This window comes from Paraburkholderia rhizosphaerae (genome assembly GCF_004366595.1).
GTDB lineage: Bacteria > Pseudomonadota > Gammaproteobacteria > Burkholderiales > Burkholderiaceae > Paraburkholderia > Paraburkholderia rhizosphaerae.
Genome location: NZ_SORE01000008.1, coordinates 219,193 through 237,200 on the forward strand (window position 1 = coordinate 219,193; position 18,008 = coordinate 237,200).

Sequence of the window (18,008 nt, forward strand, 5' to 3'; positions counted from 1 at the left end):
GGCACCGCCTTACACGATAACGACGGCGTGAGTGCGCCATTTGATTTCAGTCAAGCTGACCGTGCTGCGCGCGGCGCGTCCAGTGCAGCACCAGCGCGAGCGCAGCGGCCATGCCACCGAGATGCGCAAAGTGCGCGATTCCCGGCGCGCGGCCGGTCAGTCCGAGCGCCAGTTCCAGCAGCGCATAACCTGTCGCGAACAGCCAGGCCGGCATCGGGATCGGCGGGAAGAGCAGTACGACCGGTTCCTTCGGAAATAGCAGCGCATAGGCGAGCAGTACGCCAAACACACCCGCGGATGCACCGACGGACGGGTAGGCGCCCGCGGCCGACAGCAGCGCGACCGCTGTCTGCGCGAGCGCGCCGGTTACCACGCTGGCGACATACAACTCGCCCATTCTTCTGGCCCCGAGCGCGCGCTCTATCGGTCTTCCGAACATATAGAGCCCCCACATGTTGAACGCCAGGTGAGTAGCGCTCGCATGCAGGAAACTATAGGTAACAAGTTGCCAAAGATGGAATCCGGCGGCGCCGCCGGCATGTGGGGGCCATAGTGCGAACCGCATCACGGTCTCGCGATCGCCTGCGGATTCGAGCGCGAAACCGAGCAGATTCAATGCGATCAGGATCAGCGTCATGATGGGCTGGCACAGTGGCGTTCGGTATTCGAATGACTTCACGTTACCGTCGCGTTCATTCACGGCTTTGACCTGCATCAGATCACGCAGCGCCGCATGTGCAATGCTGGGTTGTATCGGGTACCCGTATCAAACGAGGAGCATGCGATGAAATCGGACAAACAACTGAAGCAGGAAGTGGAAGAGGAACTCGAATGGGACCCGGCCGTCACGGCGACCGAGATCGGTGTCGAGGTGACGGACCGCGTCGTCACACTGTCGGGCCATCCGGTGAGCTACGCGGAAAAACTGGCCGCGGAGAAGGCCGCACACCGGGTTGCCGGCGTGAAAGGCGTCGTGGTGGAGATGACCGTGCTGTTGCCGCAGGCGGATAAGCGCAGCGACTCCGATATCGCCGAAGCCGTACACGCGATTCTGCACTGGACGGTGGGGCTGCCCGACGACGCGGTCAAGGTGCAGGTCGAACGTGGCTGGGTCACGTTGAGCGGCACGGTCGATTGGGCCTACCAGAGCCATATCGCGGTGCGCTCGGTTTCGCACATGCGGGGCGTGGTCGGCGTATCGAATCAGATCGACATACGCGGGGACGTCGGGTCCGACGACGTCGGCACGAAGATCCGTGAGGCGATGCAACGGCATGCGCAGCGGGAAGCCAACCATATCGACATCGCGGTGCGCGACGGCACCGTGACGTTGAGCGGCAAGGTCGATTCGTATGCCGAACGCTCAGTCGCGCGCGGTGCAGCGTGGAGCGCGCCAGGCGTGCGAGCGGTGGTCGACGATCTTCGCGTTGAATGACCTGACAATTGCGCGAATACGGCGCGAACGGCGAACCATCGAGGCAATCGCACGGCCGGAGATGCGGGCCGCTCGTGATACTTCGATTGCTTCAAAGGAGACTGGTATGACACTGGCTGGCAATGCACATGAAACCGAGTGGTCCGTGGACGTTACTACGTTCGCCGCCGAGCAGGGGTACCGAAGCAATATTCGCGTGTCCCATCAATCCGCAAGCGGCGCGTTTGCGCACGACTTCCAGCACAGCGGCATCTTCGCGACTGAACGCGAGGCGCTACTCGAGGGGTTGCGCGAAGGCATGACGTGGGTCGAACTGAAGCTATCCGGCGCACTGCACGTTTGACGTCTGCCGCATCAGCCGCACTGATGCACAGGAGAAAGCCTGCCATGGACGCAGCACATATCTGTACACCGGACGTCGTCGCGTGCCGTCGTGACACGTCGCTCGTGGAGGCGGCGCGATTGATGCGCGACTGCCATGTCGGCGATCTGATCGTTGTCGAAGGGGCAGCGGGCGACGCGTCGCCGGTTGGTATCCTGACCGACCGCGACGTGGTGCTTGCGGTCGTTGCGGCCGGCGTCGATCCGGCCACGCTATACGTCGGCGAAGTGATGTCGACGCCCGCGGTCGTCGCTTACGCGTGGGAGGATCTGTGGCAGGTCGCGGGCCGCATGCGCCTGCACGGCGTGCGCCGTATGCCCGTGATCGGCCAGACGGGAGCGATGATCGGTGTGATCGCTTTCGATGATCTGCTGGAAGCCGGATCGAACCTCGTGGCGTCGCTTTGCGGGACCGCCGGCCGCCAGCCGTATTTCGAACAGAAACGGCGCGCGTAACGAACGAACGGAACGCGCGTAACGACGACGATGCGCATCCCCGCGTGGAGGATGCGCATCCGTTTGCTTCCATTTCCCCAGTCTTTCCCCAGTCTCCCCCCAAGTCTCCCGTCTTTCCGCTCTTTCCGTTCTTTCAGAACTGTGCCGGCGGTGCATCGCGATCCGCTTTGCGCGCAGCGAAACCTGCAACGGACCTTCACCGGCACCACGATTGCGATGCTGTCACAGGCTCAGGCCGCCTGTCGCGAGCAGCACGGCTGCGCAAGCAGCGAGCGCGAGCAGCCCGACCAGAATCAGCATCTCGAACGGACGGAACATGCGTGTGCGTTGCTCGCGTTTGGACCATGCGTACACGATCACACCCGGCGCATAGAGCAGCGCGCTCAACAGCAGGTATTTGAGGCCCGCCGCGTACAGTAGCCAGATGCAATAGAGGGTCGCCGAGGCGGCGATCAGCGTGTCGCGGTGACGCACGGCGGTGTCCGTTGCCGCATACCCGTCGCCGCGCCATGCGATCACACAGGCATAGACCGCGGAGAACAGGTAGGGCACGAGAATCATCGATGTCGCGAGCGAGATCAGCGCAAGGTAGGTCGCGTTCGAGACGAGCGCGACGACCAGAAACAGCTGCACCAGTCCGTTGGTCAGCCACAACGCGCCTGCCGGCACGCCTTGCGCGTTTTCGCGCGCAAGACGGCGCGGCATCACGCCGTCCGATGCAGGCGTAAAAAGTGTCTCCGCGGCGAGCAGTGTCCATGCGAGCAATGCGCCGCCCACCGATACCAGCAAACCGAGATTGATCACCACTGCTCCCCACGTGCCGACGACGTGCGCGAGCACTCCGGCCATCGACGGATTTTTCATCGCCGCCAGTTCGGGTTGGCCGACTACGCCGAGCGACAGCAGCGATACGCCCATCAGGAGCGCCAGCACGATCACAAAGCCGAGCACGGTCGCGCGGCCGATATCCTTCCGGTTTTGCGCGCGCGCGGACAGCACACTTGCGCCCTCGATGCCGATAAAGACCCACACGGTCACGAGCATCGTGCTCTTGACCTGTTCGAGCACGCCAGGCAGCTTCGCATTGCCCCAGAAGTCGCTGCGAAACTGTACGCCGCGAAACGCAGCCGCGACCAGCACGATAAACAGCAGTAGCGGCACGATCTTCGCAACCGTGGTTAGCCCATTCATCACCGCTGCGCTGCGGATGCCGCGCAGGATCATCGCGTGCATGATCCACAGTACGATCGATGCGCCGGCGATCGCGGCCGGCGTGTTGCCGTCGCCGAACACCGGAAAGAAGTAGCCGAGCGTACCGAAGACGATGACGAGGTAGCCGACGTTGCCGATCCACGCACTGACCCAGTATCCCCATGCGGAATTGAACCCGACAAAGTCGCCGGCGCTCGCGCGCGCGTACGCGTAGATGCCGTTGTCGAGTTGCGGCGCGCGAGTCGCGAGTGTCTGATAGCACAGCGCCAGCATCAACATGCCAACCCCGGTAATCAGCCAGCCGCTCAGCACTGCGCCGGCGCCCGCGCCGGCGGCCATATTCTGCGGCAACGAGAAGATACCGCTGCCGATCATCGAGCCGATGACGACCGCTGTGAGCAGCGAAAGGGGGAGTCTGCCCTGAGGGGCGGTGACGCTTGCCGTTTGCGGCGGCGCGCTGGACGGTGCTTGTCCGAGATGCTCTACAGGATGGCTCATGATGAAGCTCCCTGGTTCAGGAGACTTCATTAAGTCATGCAGACGGCTTAGCACAATTGATGCAGATCATCCTTTGATCGGGTGACGACGCGGCCCGCTCACGCCGGGTCGCATTCGCGCGGCCGGTTGCCGACACTGGCTGCGAAGCGGCGCAGCGACGCGAGCGATCCCACCACGCTTTGATATTTTTCGCGGCCGATCTGCGCATCGAGAAGCACGAGCATGCCCGCGTCGCGGGCGAGTTCGAGCAATGCGTCGGGTTCGTCGAAGATCGGAAGCTCGCCGCTCGCACCGGCCGTCAGCGCAGGCTGTGCAGTAACGGTGGAAAGAGCGCAGGCACTGTTGGCGTTCGACATGTTGGTCTCCTCTGTCAGGCGCCCGGGGCGGTGTTCGCTGTGTCCGGCAACCGCTGCGTCCGACGCAACCGAATGTATGGCTGAAGTATGGTGCGCAGTGCGTGCTGATCCAATCAGGTGCGGCTGAAGTCGACGTAGTCCTCGTCACTCGTCGTGCGGCGTATTCCTACAGTGCATGAGTTGCGGTGGAAGCGGGCAGGCGAGAGGCCGCCGGCGATGCGATCGGACCCGCTGTATCCGGCTCGCCGCAGTTCGCGACAATGGCTGCGCGAACGCGCTCGCGCAGCCGCGCGGTTGCGGCGAAGTCGGCGCCGTCGGGCGCGATCGTCGGCAGCACGGAGATCGAGATGGTGCCGCGTCGCGGCACCCATTCGCCGTCGCGCATCGCGGTGCGCGCGCCGCGCAGCGCGACTGGTACGACCGGATAGCCGCTCATGCACGCGCAACGAAATGCGCCGAGGTGAAACGCGCGCAAGCCGGCCTCGCGCGTAAAGGTACCCTCGGGAAAGAACAGCAAGCGCTCGCCTGCTTTCGCGAATTCGATCAGTTGTGCTTCATCGGCAAGACTGCCCGCATAGCTGCCACGTTCGACGAATCGCGCGCCGATCGCGCGCAGCAGCGGACCGGCGAACGGATGGTGCGCGAGCTCGCGCTTCGACACGAAGCCGACCGGCGCAGGCAATGCGGCAACCAGCGCGAGCACGTCCAGATAGCTCGTATGATTCGACACGATCACCGCATGCGGCTCGCGCGCACCGTCAAGGTCGCCCGCAACGATGACGCGCAGTCCCGCTGCGCGCAGAAACAGACGGCAGCCTTGCGCGAGGATGCGCCAGTTGCGGGCCTTGTCGTGGCGAAACGCGATGCGGACGAACACACTCGCGGCAATCGCCGCAAAGACGCTCCAGCACCTGACGCCATGCGCGGCGTGCCGTGCGCGATCGGCTTGCCGGCGCACCAGCGCAACGCCGCTGGTGCGCAGTGTGTCGGCGACTTGCCGCCAGAATGCGGGTGGCGCGAGTACCTGGCCGCTTTGCAGAAAGCGCTCGAGTGTCGCCGCGTGGCGTATCTTGCCGCCCGGTGTCCTGACAATGCTGCGTCGGGGCACCAGTGCAAGCTGTTCGGCCGGTGCGCCGTAGAGTGCGATCGCTGCCGCATTGATCCGCGCCTTCAGGCGGCTGCGCGCGTCGGCGTCGTCGCTGGACAGCGTGGTCTCCGCGACGATGACGACCTGCTCGGTGCCGCTGAGCTCGTCACGCGCGCCGCAGACGGCGACCCCGCCATGTACGACGCCCGGCAGGCGGCCGATCGTGTCTTCCAGTTCATACGGGAAATAATGGCGGCCGCCGCGGATGATCATGTCCTTCACGCGCCCTGTCACAAACAGCTCACCGTCGGCGATATAACCGAGATCACCGGTGTCAAGCCAGTCGCCATCGAACAATGCTTCGGTCTGCGGCGCGTTCTGCCAATAGCCGCACGTGGCCGAGGAGCCGCGAAACTCGATGCGGCCGATTCGCCGCGTCGGCACCTCGCGGCCGTCATTATCGACGATGCGCAGGTCGGTTCCGTCAAGCGGGTAACCGCAACCGACCACTTCGACGATGTCGTCGCCGTTCAGCGCGGTAACCGCATTGCCGGATTGATCGAGTGCGGCGCGCACGATCCGGTCGACATGAAGGCCACGCGACGGTGACGGAAACGTCAGGCCAAGCGTGTTCTCGGCCAGTCCATAGACGGGTGTCATCGCGTTCGGGTCGAGGCCGTAGGCGGCAAATCGCGCGGCGAACTCGCGGATCGTACGCGGATTGACCGGTTCGGCGCCGCAAAACGCGAAACGCAGCGACGACAGATCGACCCCGGTCAGATCGCCTCTGGCGAGCCGCTGCACACAGCGCTCGTAAGCGAAATTCGGCGCCGCGGTGATCGTACCGCGGTACCGCGCGATCGCGTGCAGCCAGTTTTCCGGCCGCGCGAGAAACGTCAGCGGCGATATCACAACCAGCGTCAGGCCGAAGTAAAGCGGCGCGAGCCATGCGCCGATCAGTCCCATGTCGTGATAGAGCGGCAGCCAGCTGACGAGCACGTCGTTCGCGTCGACGCGTATGCGTTCGCCGATCGCACGCACGTTCGCAAGCAGATTCGCGTGGCTAAGCATCACTCCCTTCGGCGTGCCGGTGCTGCCCGAGGTGTATTGCAGCAGCGCGATATCGTCGGCGCGCGCGGCAAGTGGCGCCTGCATCGGTTGCGGCGCGATCTGCGCGGGCGAAAGCACGCGACGCAGTGTCGGCACCTGAAGCGCGAGCAGCCGCGAGATCAGGCCGATCTCACCGGCTGCGATCAGTGTGTTGACGCGCGCATTGGCGAGAATCGCAACGTTGCGGCGCATATGATCTTCGAGATCGAGACGATGCGACGGCGGGTAAAGCGGTACCGGAATCGCGTTGCAGAAGAGGATCGCGCAAAAGCATACAAAGTAGTCGACGCTCGTCGGTAGCATCAATGCGATCGTGTCGCCGGGGGCGACGCCAAGTGCACGCAGACCGCCCGCAGCCAGCAGCGCCTGGCGGTACAACTGCCCGGTGCTGACGCGCCGTGCGCCGCCGGCCTCATCGAGAATCACGAGATGTGCGCGTTCGGGATAGCGTATTGCGTGCCACTGCATCACTTCGGACCACGTGCACGCGACATTCGGCGTATCGACCGATGTCGCGGCGCGTACCGCCTGCGCAGCTGGTGCGGGCGCGCAAGCGCCGGCGGTCGCCAGGCGCATCGGCGAGGTCAGCGCGTCGAGGACGTCCGCCGGCGTTTTTGCCGAGGCGAATGCGTCAACGGGAAGATTCGTTCCGAATGCTTGCTCGACGCGCGTAAGCAATTCCGCACGCACCAGACTGTCGAAGCCGAGATCGCGTGCGAACTCGGTATCCGGCGTGATCGGCGCGCGGGCCTCGTTGCGCTTCCCACCGTCTTGCGCCGGCGGCACGCCGTGAAGCTCATCGCTGAGTGTCCGAACGATGTCGAGCAGCTGGGCTTGCGCGAATTCGGCCCGGATCGAGTCCTGGCCGACGTGCGTCATGGTCGTCATTCGATGTCTCCTTGATGGCGGTTCTGGACGTGCGCTCGCGCGGTCCAGTACGCTTCAGATGCCGCGCGACGGATAGCGATAGCGTCCATGCGCGCGCGCCTGATCTTCATGCCATGGCCGCGCTGAGCGCTTCGCCGGGCCGAGCCAGCGAGGCCTGCTTGCGAGCTTCGCTGCATCGCTCGGCCGCTGCCCGGCGCCGGTGGCGATGAACGGTGGGAGCGGGCGCGCTGCAGGCGGAGTCTTGAGCCGGGCAGAGAAGATCAATGAGCCCGGCTTCACGCGTGTTCTGTCGCGAGAGACGACGCGATCGACCAGCGCCAGCAGTTCGACCGCACGGCGCAGGCGCGCCGGGCTCAGCGCACCGGACGTAAACGCTTGAGCGTCGGCATCGATGTGCGTGGCGTGGCGGATTTCGATGTGGCATAGCTCGCCTGTGCAGCCAAGCGAAAACGCGACGTCGTAGCATTGCGCCCGGCGCCGCTTCGGCTCGTAGCGGAAGCGGAATTCGGCAACCGGCACGCGGCGGTGCAACAGTGGGATGGTGCGTGCCATTATCGTGTCCGCTGTCTGCCTCGCCCACACGCATCGCGAGTGAGAGGGGGTAACCGAATGCGCGTATGCGCATCGGCGGCACAAAGCGCACTGCACAGACAGGGCGGCACGCGCATCAGCATCTGCATGAATTTCATCGGTCGAGAGCCTATGTCTTTTGCAAATCGTGGCCAGTCCATTCGACACCGCCGCGCGCGGCGCTCCATTGACATGCATCAAGCTCGCGCGCGACGAAGCGCGGATGTCGCCCAGTTGACGCACGTCAAGCCGTCGATGATCGTTGCGGCGATCATCGAGGCAGCAAGTTGCGCAATACTCCACTCAGGTGGCGACGGCGTGAATGGCGAACACATTGCGCGGGAGAGGCCATCATGGGAGTGGGCATGCAAATCGTTTATCTCGGCTTTGCCGGCTCGAAGGATCTGGAGAGCGAAGCGGGTGCTCAGCTGGTGCGTCTTGAGCGCTACAGCAATCTGTTGTCTGGCTGTCATCTGGCGATCGAGGCGCTGCGCTGGCGCAGCGGGCATCCGGTCTATGATGTGCGGCTCGACCTTCTGATGCGTACGCTCGGCCTCAAGCCGATCAATCATTGCGAGAACGAAAATCCGCAGAAGGCGATCCAGCAAGCGTTCGATCTTGCCGAACGGGAGTTGCAGGCGCTAATGGCGAGTCCGAGGACCCACATTCACTGAACGGGAAAAAAGCAACCGTATGGTTCACGCGGTCCGGGGTCCGAGCGTGAAGTTAGGGGCCCGCGCGCGGTCAGATTTCATCGTCCGCGAACACGCCGCGTTCGGGCGCGGTGGCGGTTGCGTCGATACACTGGACGTGCCAGTGCCCGACCACCGGCGCGTGATGTGCATAGCGATGCCACAGCGCACGGCCGCTTTCTCCTTCGAATGGCCCGCATAGGCCCGAGAGATTAAGTCCCTCGAGCACGCAGACCGGATGTCCGCCATGCTGAGCAGCGATGCGCGTATCGCTCCCGCTGCATTCGAGCGTCCCCCATTCGGGCAGATCGATCACCGCATGGCCCTCGCGCGACCATTTGCGTGCATCGACGTCGAGCCAGAGAATGGCGTACACGGACGGGTCCGCACAGTTAAATGTATCGAGGTGCACGGTAATACGCATTGCTTTCTCCGTTGCAGCCCTCCGTTCTCGCGGAGCGTCTCGCCGTGAGGGTCGTCCGACGAGAGTCCGGGCTGGCGAGCATCACTGGCTCATCACCCATTCGATCAGCGTGCGTGCGTCTTCGGGGGACAACGGCGGGCCGCCTCGCTCAGCGGAGACCGGCATCGGCATGTCGCCCCAATGCGCGCGCCCGCCGGCGCGCAGCTTCTGCTCGAGCATCAGGTTCGCATTCGGCACGTTCCGGTAGCGCTCGGCAATCTGGTGGAACGCCGGCGCAAGAAACGGAGCGTCGGACGTATGGCAGAACATGCAGTGTTGCTGATCGACCAGTTCGGTTGGCTCGTTGCGCTGCGCATAGGCGCCGCTGCACACGGCGCCGGCCGTCACGGCCACGCCGATGGCCAGCACGCGAAGAAGCAAAGTAGACATGGTGAAGGCTCCGTCGGTTCGTGATTACTGTAGCCTGACGCTCGCGAATGCCTTTGACGTGTATCAAGCGTCGCGGCGGCGTCAGGTGAGGCGAAGAGCCTCATGCGCACCGCGTGCGGACGGGGCCGCCAATCGTCGGGGATTCAGGCTGAACAGGCGATCGGCGGCTAGCTTCGGCGGACAATCCGGCGCTCGCACTTGCAGTCAGATTCGCGACAGTCCGTCCGGATCGACAATCCGGATCTGCTTGCCGCATGTCTCGACGAGCCGTTCGCGCTGGAATTTCGAGAACATCCGGCTCACCGTCTCGAGCTTCATGCCGAGGTAACAGCCGATTTCCTCGCGCGTCATGCGCAGATTGAATTCCGCAGGCGAATAACCGAGCGCCTTGAAGCGCTTCGACAGGTTCAGCAGAAACGCGGCGACGCGCTGCTCGGCGGTCATCGTGCCGAGCAGCATCATCAGAGACGACTCGCGCACGATTTCGCCGCTCATCATCTGGTGCACGTGGTGCTGCATCGTGCGAATTTCGCGGCAAACGGCTTCGAGCTGCGCGAACGGAATCACACATACCACGCTGTCTTCCAGCGCAATCGCGTCGCAGCTGTGGCGGCTCGTGCAGACGCCGTCGAGTCCGAGTGCTTCGCCTGCGATCTCAAAGCCGGTTACCTGTTCACGGCCGTCACGATGCATCACAACGGTTTTGAACGATCCCACACGCACCGCGTAGATGCTCTGGAAAGTATCGCCCGCGCGATAAAGCGCATCGCCGCGCCTGACCGGCCGGGTCGAGCAAATGACGGAATCGAGCCTTGCGAATTCGGCAGCAGTCAAACCGGCAGGCATGCAGACGGTGCGCATCGAGCAGCCCGAGCAGCGCACGCTGGTGCGCTTCGCCGTGTCTGCGCGCGGTTCGGAGTGAATCGCATGGATGGCATGGATCGCGTTCCGTGGGGATGGCGCGACCAGTTGGGCTGATATGGCTGTCATGATCAACTCCTCTCTCTTTCACAACGCACTATCGGCGCGCGGATACAAGGGTTTCGATGGTGCGGCAGGCAGCATCGATTTCAGTGGTCTTATCGAAGAAGTAGTGCACGCCCGCTGTCTTGCACGCCGCGCGAAAAGCCGGTCCTGAATGGTTGGTGAAAGCGATGGTCACCACGTCCGGCAAAGCGTGTGACAGGGCCGAAATCAGCTCGATGCCGCTGCCGCTCGATAGCCACAGATCGATGATCGCGACATCGGGGCGGCGAGCGGAAATCTCACCGAGCGCCGTTTCACTGTCTTCCGCCTCGCCGACAACCTGCACGCCGGCAATCATTTCGAGCAGGAGGGCGATGTTGCGCCTGACCTGCGACGCATCTTCGACGAGATAGACAGTGACGATTCCGGTTTCCATGCGAAACAGTATCGGCACCGCTATCTCAAAAAAGAATCAGCAGCGGTTGAAGTTCCGGTAGGACGTACCGAATCGTTGTAGGTGAAGTCCTACAACGGACGCGTCCGATGAATCAGGGGATGCAGCGCAGACAGAGCAAAGACCCCAGGGTTAGAGGTCGTCCTGGTCGTCGAACAGCTGGTGACGCAGCGCGTAGCGCACCAGCGCGGCTTCGTGCGGCATTTGCATTTTTTCGAGGATACGGGTTTTGTACGTGCTGACCGTTTTCGCGCTGACGCACAGTTCCTGTGCAATCTCGGTGATGGTCTGGCCGGCGGCGATGCGCCGGAACACATCGAATTCGCGGTCGGAGAGCCGCTGATGCGGCAACGTATCGGCAGGCTCGTTCAGGCTTTGCGCGAACCGCTCGGCCATCGCGAGGCTGACGTAGACGCCGCCCGACGCGACCTTGGTGACGGCGCCCACCAGCTCGGCGCTCGCGCTTTCCTTCGTCAGGTAGCCGGATGCGCCGGCCTTGAACGCGCGCACCGCGTATTGCTGTTCGGCGTGCATGGTGAGCACGAGGATGCGCAACTCGGGCTTTTCATCCTTGATCTGTTTGATCAGTTCAATGCCATTGCGGCCCGGCATCGACAGGTCCAGCACCAGCACCTGCGCGGGGGTTTTGCGCACGAGCGCAATGGTGGTCACGCCGTCGCACGCTTCGCCGGCTACCTCGAAGCCGCTGGCGCTCTGCAGGATGTGGCGCAGGCCGTCGCGCACCATCGCATGGTCGTCCGCAATCAATACCCTGGTCATGGAAGCGTCTCTTCCTGTTGCACGGCGCGTAGCGGAAAGGAAATGGTCAGCGCGAAGCCGTGATCTTTCGCTGTATCGATGGTAACCGTTCCGCCGAGCAGGCGCGCGCGTTCGCGAATGCCGATCAACCCGAAGGTGCGCGGTGTGCCGGCGTTCGGGTTCGCTTGCGCGCGCCGTTCATCGGCCGGTGCGCCCCGGCCGTCGTCCTCGACCTTGAGCAGGCAATGGTCGCCAGTCGTTGTCAGACTCACGCGCACAACCGTGGCGTCCGCGTGTCGTGCGACGTTGTTCAGCGCTTCCTGAACGATGCGGAAGATCGCAGTGGCGGCCTCGCGCGTGAAACTCGTCTGTCCGGCGTCGATCCGCCGTTCGGCGGGGATTCCGTAGCGTTGCGTAAAGTCGTTCGTCAGCCAGTCGATCGCCGCCAGCAATCCCAGGTCGTCGAGCATCACGGGCCGCAGATCGGCGGCGATCCGGCGCAGCGACGCGACCGTCGAATCGATGAGCCTGCGCATGCCGTCGAGCAGTCTGAGTGCCTGCGCCGCCGCGTGTCGATCGACAGGCGCATCCGGGTTTGCGGGCCGTAGTGCGCGTTCGGCCGCCGACAGGTCCATTTTCAGCGCGGTTAGCTGCTGGCCGAGATCGTCGTGCAGTTCGCGGGCGATGCGCGTTTTTTCCTCCTCGCGCACCTTCTGCAGGTTCGCGGACAGATCGGCCAGTTCCTCGCGCGACTGCCGCAGCGCATTTTCCGCACGCACCCGCTCGGTGACATCTCGCAGCACGACCGTGTAGAGCTTGCCCATGCGGTCGCGAATCTGCGAAATGGACGCCTCCAGCGGGAATTCTTCTCCGTTCGCGCGCACGCCGAACAGCACGCGCTGCCTGCCCATCTGCCGGTCGGACACACCGGTGATGCCGAACTGCTCGACATGTTTCGTGTGCGCTTCGCGATAGCGCTGCGGGATAAACCGGTCGAGCGTCGTGCCGATCGCCTCCATTGCCGATACGCCGAACACGCGTTCGGCCATCGGGTTGAAGATCACGATGCGCTGCGCGTCGTCGATCGTGATCACCGCGTCCGACGACGCGCGCACGACGCTCATCATGCGCGCCTCGTTGAGCACCTCATCGCTCGCGCCTGTTGCACCGTTTGCACGGCGCGACGCCCAGTAGCAAGCGAGCGTCGACAACACCGTTGCGGCAAGGCCGGCCACCAGAATCAGCGCGACCGGGCCGGCCGCGCCCGTCGCGGCGTCGCGATTGGCCGCGAACACGAACGTCAGCGGAGTGCCGCCGAATGAAAACGTCCTGGATGCGTCGAACGCGTGCTGTGGCGCCGGTACGTCCTCCGCGCCGCGCGACGCTTCGTAGACGGTCACTGGTGGCGAGCCGGCGACGAGACGCATGTCGATGCCCTGCTCGGAGATGCCGGCTGGTTCGAACAGACGCGCTGGATCGACCGACGCGAGCAGAAATCCGGACGGCTCGCGCCGGCCGGCTGACACGGGCGGGCTGGCGCGCGGCGCGCGCACCGGCAGCACGAGCAATAAAGCGCCTTCTTGCGGTTGCACGACGCCGACGGCGGGCACGGCAAGCCCGGTCTGCTGCGATGCGGTGGCACGGCTGAGCGCGGCGCGCACCGCCGGATCGCCGCGCGCGGCAAGCTGATCCGTGCTCATATACTCGAGCGTGCGTACAGGCGTGCGTGCGTTGCCGACATCGAGGGTTTCGGCGAATTCGCGGATTGCCTGCCCGGGCGGGACCGAAGCGCTTTCGATCGCGGTGCGCCCGGCTTCGAGCAACAACACGCTGCCTTCGAGCTGGTTGCGGGCGGTCGTGGCCAGACGCTCGACGCGGCGCTCGAAACGGGCGTGGGCCGTGTGCCGCAAGTCGTGCTCGACCCACATGGCCACACCCAGGCTGCCTGCCACGCCGCCGGCGACGATCAGTCCAATGACGACGGCCGGCTTGCGCAACCGCCAGCCCGGTTCGAGCCGGCGCGGCGTCTGCCCGTCCTGGTCCGCCTGATTGCGCGCTGCCATTTGCAACACCTCCGATCGATTCGACGGTATATCGCTTTACGCGCCAATGCGATGGCTGTAACAGGTCGCCTACCGCTGCATGCGCGTTTGGGGCGGCCGGCATGCTCGTGGCCACCGCACGCAAGATTGTGCTCGCGCGCACGCCGCGCGCCAATCCGGACCTACCGTGCGCTTCCTGTTGATCCGCGTCAACAGCAACCGGTTCGCCTTCGCCAAACTGGACTGGCGGCGCATGGCGCCGCGCTAGTCGGCTGGCATGCTTCAACGGAGGTCACGATGTACAAGAGGATATTGGTTGCGCTCGACGGCAGCCGCTGCGCCCGGCGCGCACTGGATGAAGCGATCGCCATCGCGGCTCGCGCGCACGCGGTCGTCGAAGCGGTCAGTGTGGTGTCGCACGGGCTGACGCTCGTCGATATCGATTCAGGATTCGTCGAGGAGCATGTCGTGGAGACGGCTTCGTACAAGGAGGCTGCGGCGGCGTTGGAGGAGGCGGAACAACAGTTTCGCGAGCACGACGTGACGGGCACCGCGCGCATGATCGATTCCAATGGCTCAACGGTAGCCGAGGTTCTGACGCTCGCGGCTGAGTCGTGCGGTGCCGATCTGATCGTGATGGGCGTGCATGGCCGCCGTGGGCTGAAACGTTTGCTGATGGGCAGTGTTGCGGAAGCCGTCTTGCGGGCGACAAACCGGCCAGTGTTGCTGGTGCGGGCCGCCGCACCGGAATCGCCGAGCCCGGACTCAGCTACGGCGCGATCGCCGCAATAGCCGTGGCGACCGCGCTTTACACAATGTAAAGAGGCCGCGCGGCGCCGCCGGCCTCCTGCTCATCACGATGTCTGCTCAATGTGACATCAGCACCGGTACCGTCATCGACTCCAGGATCGTGCGCGTCGCCCCGCCCAGCACGCGCTCCTGCGCGCGCGAGTGTCCGTATGCGCCCATCACGAGCAGATCGGCATGCAGATCCGACACCCGGTTCAACAGCGTCGCGCCGGCGCTTACGCCGGCCACGCGCGGCGTCGTCGAAAAGGACGCGCGGATATGATGCCGTTCGAGAAACGAGGACACGTCGATCGCGTGCGGTGCATGGGTGTCGCTCGCTTCGTATACTTCATCTCTTTCGTCCCTTGCATCCCGATGCCGGACGATCTCCTCGACCGTCACAAACCTCGCGCGCCGGATCAGCGGCAGCGAATCCGATAGTGCGCGGGCCGCTTCCAGGCTTGCGTCCCATGCGACGATCACGTTGTCGCCAAGCGTCTCGACCTTGCCGGCATACGGGATAACAAGCGCAGGCCGGCCGGACGTCATCAGCAGATCTTCGACGAAATGCCGCGCGATATACGTCGCCGGATCTTTCGGGTCCGTCTGGCCGAGCACGCTCAGGTCCGCATGCCGCGCGTGCAGCGTCGCGGTCTCGACCGCGGGTCCTGGCGGGGCGCGCCATTCGGCGCTGCATCCGGCCCGTTGCGCGGCATCGAGAAACGCGCTTCGCGCGCGCTGCTGCCGCTCCTCATGCTGCGCTTCGAGCGCGGCGGGCCGCAGGCTTTCATCGGTGCGGCATAGCGGGTGAAGCAGCTCCTGGCAAACGATATAAAGGCCGATCACGTGTGCATCGAAACGCCGCGCGAGATCCAGCGCGACCGCGGTGCGCGCCGAGCACGGACGACTGTCGTCGAGGTGAACCAGCAGCGTCTTGTAGCTCATGACAGTTCCTTTTCCGCGGCCGACTGCTCCGCCTCGTCGACGTTTTGGTTGCGCGCCTGCGCGGGCATCAGAAGAACAGGGCAGGACGCGACGCGCAGCACGCGTTCGGCCACGCTGCCGAGGACGAGCCGCCGGAAGCCGCGTCGCCCGTGCGTGCCCATCACGATCAGGTCCGCGCGGCATTCGGCGGCCGCCAGCTGAATGCGGTGCGCAACGTCTTCGCCGGGCGCCACGGCTTCGACAATGCGCGGGCTGCCGGTAACGGCGAGTTTCGCCATCCGGTCGCGTGCCGCCTCGATCACGCGCTCGCCTTCCTCGCGATATGCGTCTCGCACGATCGCCGGGTCGAACCCGGGCGTGTCATAGGCGATCAGCGGCACGTCGATCACGTACACGGGATGCAGCTGGGCGTGATTTTCGCGCGCAAGCCGCAGTGCTAAGCCAAGCGCGCGGGTCGATGTGTCGCTGCCGTCCAGCGCAACCAGAATGTTCGAATACATGGGGGCTCCTTCACGAAATGCCGTTTATGCGGTTCCGGTCCTTTACGCCGCGCACCCGGCGTCACTGCTCACCGCCGCCTTACCTCGACATCAGCACCGGAACGGTCATCGATTGCAGAACGGTTCGCGTCGCGCCGCCCATCACCGCCTCCTGCCAGCGCGCGTGACCATACGCGCCCATCACGATCATGTCGCAGCCGTGCTCGTGCGCGCACGTCAGCAGCGTGTCGCCGACGCGCGCATCGGTCCATCCTTCGAGCTCCAGCACATCGATGTCCGCGCCGTGGCGCGCGAGCGCAAGCGCGATATCCGCGCCGGGGATGCGTGCGCCCGGCGCTTCGCTGGCCGCGCCGTGCACGGTCACGACCGTGCTCTGTTTCGCGCGCGACAGAAACGGCAGCGCGTCATAGGCGGCGCGCGCGGCTTCCCGGCTACCGTCCCACGCGATCAGAATGCGCCTGCCGACGTCCGGAAATACGCCTGCGTACGGCACGAACAGCACCGGGCGTCCGGCCGCCATCACCAGATGCTCGGCGAAGTGGTCGTCGATGAACGACTCGGGGTCGTTCGGGTCGGTCTGCCCGGCGATCACGAGATCCGCCACGCGTGCCTGCTGCGTGGCGGCCCGGTTGCCGTGTCCGTTCGAACACAGGAAATGCCCGGTGACCTTCGCGCGTGCGCACTCCGCCTGAAACAGCCGCTCCAGCGCGCCGCGCCGCTGCTCGCGCCGGCGCATATGTTCGGTGTAGTAGTCCGCGGTGCCGGCCATCACGAAGAACGCGCGTGAATCGGGCGTGAAGGTCACGTACAGCCCGATGAGCTGCGCGTCGAACTGGCGGGCGATGCGCAGCGCGAGCTCAAGCCGTTGTTGCGCATGTTCGCTGTTGTCCAGATGGACCATAAGGCTCCTGTAACTCATCACTCGCTCCGTCGCTGGGTCGCCTGGTTGGTCAGCGGGCACACGGCCCGAACTCGAATCCAGTCTATGGCGCGCGGTGTCTGCGGCGTTGACGCAGATCAACGGGGCAAGCCGGCGTGCGCGGCAGCCGATGCGCGCGTGTGCCGCGTTCGCTTGACCCACATCAACGGCCGGCACTGCATAGGCACTAGATTGAACGCACGGCGGCGATGCGCTGCGACGGGCGTCGCACGAAGCTGCGGCATCAGCCAGCTGCATCAGCCGGCTGCATGATGCGATCGGAAACACGACGGTTCAAACGCAATGGCAGGCAGATCAGGGAGAACAGCATGTCGGACAAACGCGTGGCTTTCATCACAGGTGGCATGGGCGGGCTGGGTGCCGCGATCAGCCGCCGTCTCCATCAGGCCGGCGTGACCGTGGCGATGTCCCATTCGCCCGGCAACGATCACGTCGCGACATGGCTGATGCATGAGCGCGATGCGGGTCGCGACTTTCGCGCGTACGAGGCGGACGTGGGCGATTTCGACTCGTGCGAAGCATGCGCGCGCCGCGTGCTGGCCGAACTGGGGCGGGTCGACATCCTGATCAACAATGCTGGCGTGACACGCGACGTCACGTTCGCGAAGATGTCAAAGGAGGATTGGGATCGCGTGATGCGAACCGATCTGGACAGCCTGTTCAACATGACCAAGCCGTTCATTGCCGGCATGGTCGGACGCGGCTTCGGGCGGGTCGTCAATATCGGCTCGGTCAATGGCGCGCGCGGCGCTTACGGGCAGACCAACTACGCGGCCGCCAAGGCCGGCGTGCACGGCTTTACCAAAGCGCTGGCGCTGGAGGTCGCGAAACACGGTGTGACGGTCAACACGGTGGCGCCCGGCTATCTGGCTACCGCGATGGTCGAGGCGGTGTCGCACGACGTGATGCAAAGCCGCATCCTGCCGCAAATTCCGGTCGGCCGGCTAGGCAAACCGGACGAAGTGGCGGCGCTCATTGCTTTTCTGTGTTCGGACGATGCGGCTTTTATCACCGGCGCGGAGATCGCGATCAACGGCGGCATGCACATGCGATGAGCGAGATCAGCGGAACCGAA

20 protein-coding genes are annotated in these 18,008 nt (G+C 64.6%); 6 read left to right on the plus strand and 14 right to left on the minus strand.

Features of this window, described 5'->3' with window-relative positions; genetic code table 11:
• Positions 1–46 precede the first annotated feature (46 nt).
• Positions 47–637 (minus strand): rhomboid family intramembrane serine protease, encoded by a 591-nt coding sequence (locus BX592_RS13010; RefSeq protein ID WP_134192244.1) that lies wholly within the window; start codon positions 635–637, stop codon positions 47–49.
• Between the two features lie 147 nt (positions 638–784).
• Here BX592_RS13010 and BX592_RS13015 point away from each other — a divergent pair, with 147 nt between their 5' ends.
• From BX592_RS13015 to BX592_RS13025, 3 genes are all read left to right on the plus strand, one after another.
• Positions 785–1,435 (plus strand): BON domain-containing protein, encoded by a 651-nt coding sequence (locus BX592_RS13015; RefSeq protein ID WP_134192177.1) that lies wholly within the window; start codon positions 785–787, stop codon positions 1,433–1,435.
• A gap of 106 nt (positions 1,436–1,541) precedes the next feature.
• Positions 1,542–1,778 carry a UDP-glucose 4-epimerase gene (locus BX592_RS13020; RefSeq protein WP_134192178.1) on the plus strand — a complete coding sequence of 79 codons (237 nt, stop codon included), beginning with the start codon at positions 1,542–1,544 and terminating at the stop codon, positions 1,776–1,778.
• A 44-nt stretch (positions 1,779–1,822) separates the two neighbouring features.
• The gene (locus tag BX592_RS13025; protein WP_134192179.1) at positions 1,823–2,272 is read left to right on the plus strand and encodes a CBS domain-containing protein; all 450 of its coding nucleotides are present in this window, start codon (positions 1,823–1,825) and stop codon (positions 2,270–2,272) included.
• Between the two features lie 222 nt (positions 2,273–2,494).
• On the opposite strand, the gene arcD is transcribed toward BX592_RS13025, so the two are convergent.
• The 4 genes from arcD to BX592_RS13045 all read right to left on the minus strand — a co-directional run bounded on the left by arcD (position 2,495) and on the right by BX592_RS13045 (position 7,975).
• On the minus strand, positions 2,495–3,982 hold the full coding sequence (gene arcD, locus BX592_RS13030; protein ID WP_134192180.1) for an arginine-ornithine antiporter: 1,488 nt from the start codon (positions 3,980–3,982) through the stop codon (positions 2,495–2,497).
• A gap of 98 nt (positions 3,983–4,080) precedes the next feature.
• The gene (locus BX592_RS13035; RefSeq protein ID WP_134192181.1) at positions 4,081–4,338 is read right to left on the minus strand and encodes a hypothetical protein; all 258 of its coding nucleotides are present in this window, start codon (positions 4,336–4,338) and stop codon (positions 4,081–4,083) included.
• Between the two features lie 166 nt (positions 4,339–4,504).
• Positions 4,505–7,423 carry an AMP-binding protein gene (locus BX592_RS13040; RefSeq protein WP_243849518.1) on the minus strand — a complete coding sequence of 973 codons (2,919 nt, stop codon included), beginning with the start codon at positions 7,421–7,423 and terminating at the stop codon, positions 4,505–4,507.
• Positions 7,424–7,477: 54 nt separating this feature from the next.
• A complete protein-coding gene (locus BX592_RS13045; RefSeq protein ID WP_134192182.1) occupies positions 7,478–7,975 on the minus strand; it encodes a hypothetical protein in 498 nt (165 codons plus the stop codon).
• A 371-nt stretch (positions 7,976–8,346) separates the two neighbouring features.
• Between BX592_RS13045 and BX592_RS13050 the strand changes: the two genes are divergently transcribed.
• Positions 8,347–8,667, plus strand: a complete 321-nt coding sequence (locus BX592_RS13050; protein WP_134192183.1) for a hypothetical protein — start codon at positions 8,347–8,349, stop codon at positions 8,665–8,667.
• 70 nt (positions 8,668–8,737) lie between these two features.
• Here BX592_RS13050 and BX592_RS13055 read toward each other — a convergent pair whose 3' ends face one another.
• The 6 genes from BX592_RS13055 to BX592_RS13080 form a co-directional block, all read right to left on the minus strand.
• Entirely contained in the window at positions 8,738–9,109 is a 372-nt protein-coding gene (locus BX592_RS13055) for a DUF3564 domain-containing protein (RefSeq protein WP_134192184.1), read from the minus strand.
• Between the two features lie 81 nt (positions 9,110–9,190).
• A complete protein-coding gene (locus tag BX592_RS13060; RefSeq protein ID WP_134192185.1) occupies positions 9,191–9,538 on the minus strand; it encodes a c-type cytochrome in 348 nt (115 codons plus the stop codon).
• A gap of 204 nt (positions 9,539–9,742) precedes the next feature.
• Complete coding sequence (gene fnr, locus BX592_RS13065) at positions 9,743–10,528, minus strand: fumarate/nitrate reduction transcriptional regulator Fnr (RefSeq protein ID WP_134192186.1); 786 nt, start codon at positions 10,526–10,528, stop codon at positions 9,743–9,745.
• A gap of 28 nt (positions 10,529–10,556) precedes the next feature.
• Positions 10,557–10,940, minus strand: coding sequence for a response regulator (locus BX592_RS13070; protein ID WP_134192187.1), 384 nt, complete (start codon positions 10,938–10,940; stop codon positions 10,557–10,559).
• A 150-nt stretch (positions 10,941–11,090) separates the two neighbouring features.
• Entirely contained in the window at positions 11,091–11,738 is a 648-nt protein-coding gene (locus tag BX592_RS13075; protein ID WP_134192188.1) for a response regulator, read from the minus strand.
• Positions 11,735–13,780, minus strand: a complete 2,046-nt coding sequence (locus BX592_RS13080; protein WP_134192189.1) for a PAS domain S-box protein — start codon at positions 13,778–13,780, stop codon at positions 11,735–11,737. Before BX592_RS13080 ends, BX592_RS13075 begins: the two co-directional genes overlap by 4 nt.
• A 276-nt stretch (positions 13,781–14,056) precedes the next feature.
• Here BX592_RS13080 and BX592_RS13085 point away from each other — a divergent pair, with 276 nt between their 5' ends.
• Positions 14,057–14,551 carry a universal stress protein gene (locus BX592_RS13085; RefSeq protein ID WP_134192190.1) on the plus strand — a complete coding sequence of 165 codons (495 nt, stop codon included), beginning with the start codon at positions 14,057–14,059 and terminating at the stop codon, positions 14,549–14,551.
• Positions 14,552–14,626: 75 nt separating this feature from the next.
• On the opposite strand, the gene BX592_RS13090 is transcribed toward BX592_RS13085, so the two are convergent.
• The 3 genes from BX592_RS13090 to BX592_RS13100 form a co-directional block, all read right to left on the minus strand.
• On the minus strand, positions 14,627–15,493 hold the full coding sequence (locus tag BX592_RS13090; protein WP_134192191.1) for a universal stress protein: 867 nt from the start codon (positions 15,491–15,493) through the stop codon (positions 14,627–14,629).
• Positions 15,490–15,993 carry a universal stress protein gene (locus BX592_RS13095; protein WP_134192192.1) on the minus strand — a complete coding sequence of 168 codons (504 nt, stop codon included), beginning with the start codon at positions 15,991–15,993 and terminating at the stop codon, positions 15,490–15,492. The genes BX592_RS13090 and BX592_RS13095 overlap by 4 nt, the downstream gene beginning before the upstream one ends.
• A gap of 79 nt (positions 15,994–16,072) precedes the next feature.
• Positions 16,073–16,912, minus strand: coding sequence for a universal stress protein (locus tag BX592_RS13100; RefSeq protein WP_134192193.1), 840 nt, complete (start codon positions 16,910–16,912; stop codon positions 16,073–16,075).
• Between the two features lie 329 nt (positions 16,913–17,241).
• Here BX592_RS13100 and phbB point away from each other — a divergent pair, with 329 nt between their 5' ends.
• Positions 17,242–17,988 carry an acetoacetyl-CoA reductase gene (gene phbB / locus BX592_RS13105; RefSeq protein WP_134192194.1) on the plus strand — a complete coding sequence of 249 codons (747 nt, stop codon included), beginning with the start codon at positions 17,242–17,244 and terminating at the stop codon, positions 17,986–17,988.
• The last annotated feature ends 20 nt before the right edge of the window (positions 17,989–18,008 follow it).